Below are 3,151 nucleotides of genomic sequence, written 5' to 3' on the forward strand. Positions count from 1 at the left end.
CTGGGCGGGGAGCGGGGCGGCGACGTACAGCAGGCCGAGGAGCAACGCTCCGGCGGCGCGACGAGCGTTGTGCATCATGAGCATCGGGATGGGGGGCGTGGTCGACGACACGCGCGAGGTACACGGCCGCCGCCGCCGAGCCACGACCACAACGCACGGCATCACGGCTCGGACGTCAACGGATCGTCATCACGGTGTCGTCAATGTTGAGCGTGGTCTTCATATGGATAACCATGCAGGCGGTACGGCAGTACGGCAACGCGGTGCACTGGCGCAGCGCGGCGACGCCCGATGGGCCAACAGCGGGGCGGAGAGCCGAGGTGGGAACGGAACCCGAACGTACGCTGGTTCAGGAGAGCCGTCGGTCACGGTGACGCCTTCCGCGCCAGCAGGGCGGGGAGGTTCTCGATGGCCAGCAGCTGCAACTCCCGGCCCCTCTGGGGCAACGGCATCATCACAAAGCGCGAGCCGTCGCGAGCGATGTCCCAGCCGACCATACGGTCCATCCAGTAGCCGCTGGCATCGAACAGCGTGCGCCGTTCACCCACCTGCACATCACCGCGGTCTTCCGTGAGGCGCACCGCTTCCACTTGCTGCTGCTGGTTCACGAAGTAGAGGACGCGGCTGTCGGGACTCCACAGCGCCGGCGACTGCACCGCACCGATGGACACTCTCCAGCTGCCGGCCTCGACATCGGGAAAGTGCCGCACCCACAATGCGCGCTCGGTCCCATTGCCCATGGCGGACTGGTAGGCGATCCAGCGACCGTCGGGGGAGACGGCGGGCATGTCGTCCCTGATTCTGGAGGAGAAGAGGGGGATGAACGTCGAATCTCCGGCCGAGCGGGTTGCGGCGATTTGCGAGGTGGTGGACGTAATCCCGCCCCGGGCGGTGAAGGTGAACAGTCGATCACGCCACGCCTCCACCGGCCCCACCCCCAGTCCCCCGCGCAGCTGCCGCGGCGGCTCGGCGCCCGCCGCATCCAGCACCCACACCCGGGGGTTGCTGAGGTTGTTCGAGTCGGCCAGCACATGGAGATGCCTCCCGTCAGCGGCCCAGGACGCGCTCATCGTGTAACCCGGCGGCATGTCAACCGGCGTGGGCACCCCATTCGGGAGCGCCTTGACGAAGAGGTTGAAGTTCCCCTTCCCGTCCGGCGGCGCCACCCCGTACGCCAAGCGACGGCCATCCGGCGACAGGCGCGCCGTCACCACCGCGTCCGGCAGGGTGCTGTCCAGCGGCGTAGCGCGGCCGGCGAGATCCACCCAGTGCGGCCGACCGCCTGGGGCGTTGAGCTGGCCGCTGAGATACAGGAGGGTGCCGCGATCGGAGATGGTGATGTCGGACGCGTCCGACAGCGTGCCGCCAACATTCGTCAGCATGATCGGGGTGCCTGTCACGCGGCGGTCGCCCACGTCGAACCGGACGGCTTGCAGCACACGCCCCGACGAATACACCAGCCAGCCTGGTCGAAGGAAGCGGGCGTTGGCCCCGGCAGTGAGGCGGGTGACCTTCCGGTCGCTGAGGTCGACGACGGCCACAACGGGCCCGGCCTTGGTGCGCACGGTGAGCAGGAGCTCGCGTCCTCCGGGGAGCGGGGCCGGATAGACATGATCCACCTCGCCCTGGGCCGTATCCACCGTGGTCAACCGCTCGCGAGACGACCCGTCGGGGCGGATGCGCTCGATGCCGTTGGTGCCGCGCCCCGTGAGCCCGTCGAAGTAAATCCAGCCATCGCTGCCCCACGCCAGCCCCTCGTTGCCGATGTCGGCCCTGGCCACTTGGCGCGGTTGCCCGCCGTCGAGCGCCAGGAGGCGGAGTTCCAGATTCCCCGCGTCGGCACCCGGCGGGGCGCCGACGCCGACCAACTGCCGCGCATCGGGTGAGAACGCCACGGCCCCGACGGATTCGCTTCCGGGTAGGCGGGTCGGCGTCACTTCGTCGCGATTCCGGACCCAGACCGCGCTGCCGCTGCTGCTGCCCTCGCGGAGCACCATCGCCACACGTCGGTCGTCGGGCGAGATGGCGATGACGCCGCCGGAGAGTGAGGGGGCCAGGGGATGGCCTGCGTCGATCCATAATCGGTGCTGCAGCACCGGCGGTTCGGCCACCGGACGAAACCACGCCCAGGCAAGGCCGGCGGCCAGCAGCACGTTGGCCGCCATCGCCACCATCACGCCCGTCCGCGAGGCTCGGCGCCCAACCGGCACCGCCCGCGTGCGCTCCGACGTGGTGGTACGCGCCCCCGCATCGATCGCGGCGATGAACGCCGCCGCCGTGTCGGGGCGATCGGCGGGGAGCTTGGCGAGCGCGCCAAGCACCGCCTGCTCCACCCCCGGTGGCACGGTGTCGCGCAGCGTGCGAAGCGCGACCGGGCGCTCGGTGAGCACCTTGGCCACGATGGCCTGCGTGCTCGCACCGGTGAACGGCGGTTCGCCGGTGAGCATCTCGTACGTGACCGCCCCCAGCGCATAGATGTCGCTGCGGGCATCGATGGTGCGCTCGCCCATCGCCTGCTCGGGACTCATGTACTGCGGCGTGCCGAGCGAGAGCCCCGTTTGCGTCATGCGCTGGCCACCGGCTTGTTGCACGGCGAGCGCGATACCAAAGTCCGCCACCACCGCGGCGCCATCCTGCAGCAGGATGTTCTCCGGCTTGATGTCGCGGTGAATGACGCCCTGCTTGTGCGCGTGGTCGAGTGCGGCGGCCACCTCGCGGGCAACGCGCAGCGCGTCGGCGATGGGGAGCTGCTTCTCGCGCTCGAGCCGCGCGCGGAGCGTTTCGCCGCGCACGTACGGCATCACGTAGTACAGCAAGCCATCGGCCGCGCCGGAATCGAGCAGCGGCAGGATGTGCGGATGCTGCAAGCGCGCCGTGGTGCGGATCTCGCTCAGGAACCGCTCGGCCCCTAACGCCGCGCCGAGATCGGGGTGCAGCACCTTGATGGCCACGTCGCGCTCATGCCGCAGGTCATGCGCGAGGTACACGGTGGCCATGCCGCCGGCACCGAGCTCGCGGTCGACGCGGTAGCGGTCCTGCAGAGTTGAAGCGAGGCGGGCGCGCGTGGAAGTCATTTCGCTAAAGTGAAGGCGAACAATCGGGATGGCGAGTGGCGGCGGAGCGCATGCTCAGCGCAGCAGGGTCATCCCCG

1 protein-coding gene is annotated in these 3,151 nt (G+C 69.8%); it reads right to left on the minus strand.

The window, feature by feature from the left end; all coding sequences use genetic code 11:
• Positions 1 to 365: 365 nt before the first annotated feature.
• Entirely contained in the window at positions 366 to 3,074 is a 2,709-nt protein-coding gene (locus ACIRA7_RS16115; RefSeq protein ID WP_396221856.1) for a protein kinase, read from the minus strand.
• Positions 3,075 to 3,151: the final 77 nt, after the last annotated feature.

The organism is Gemmatimonas sp., assembly GCF_044376735.1.
Lineage (GTDB): Bacteria > Gemmatimonadota > Gemmatimonadetes > Gemmatimonadales > Gemmatimonadaceae > Gemmatimonas.

Coding starts and splice junctions, on each gene's coding strand:
- ACIRA7_RS16115 (WP_396221856.1), bottom strand. CDS start 3,074: ATGACTTCCACGCGCGCCCGCCTCGCTTCAACTCTGCAGGACCGCTAC.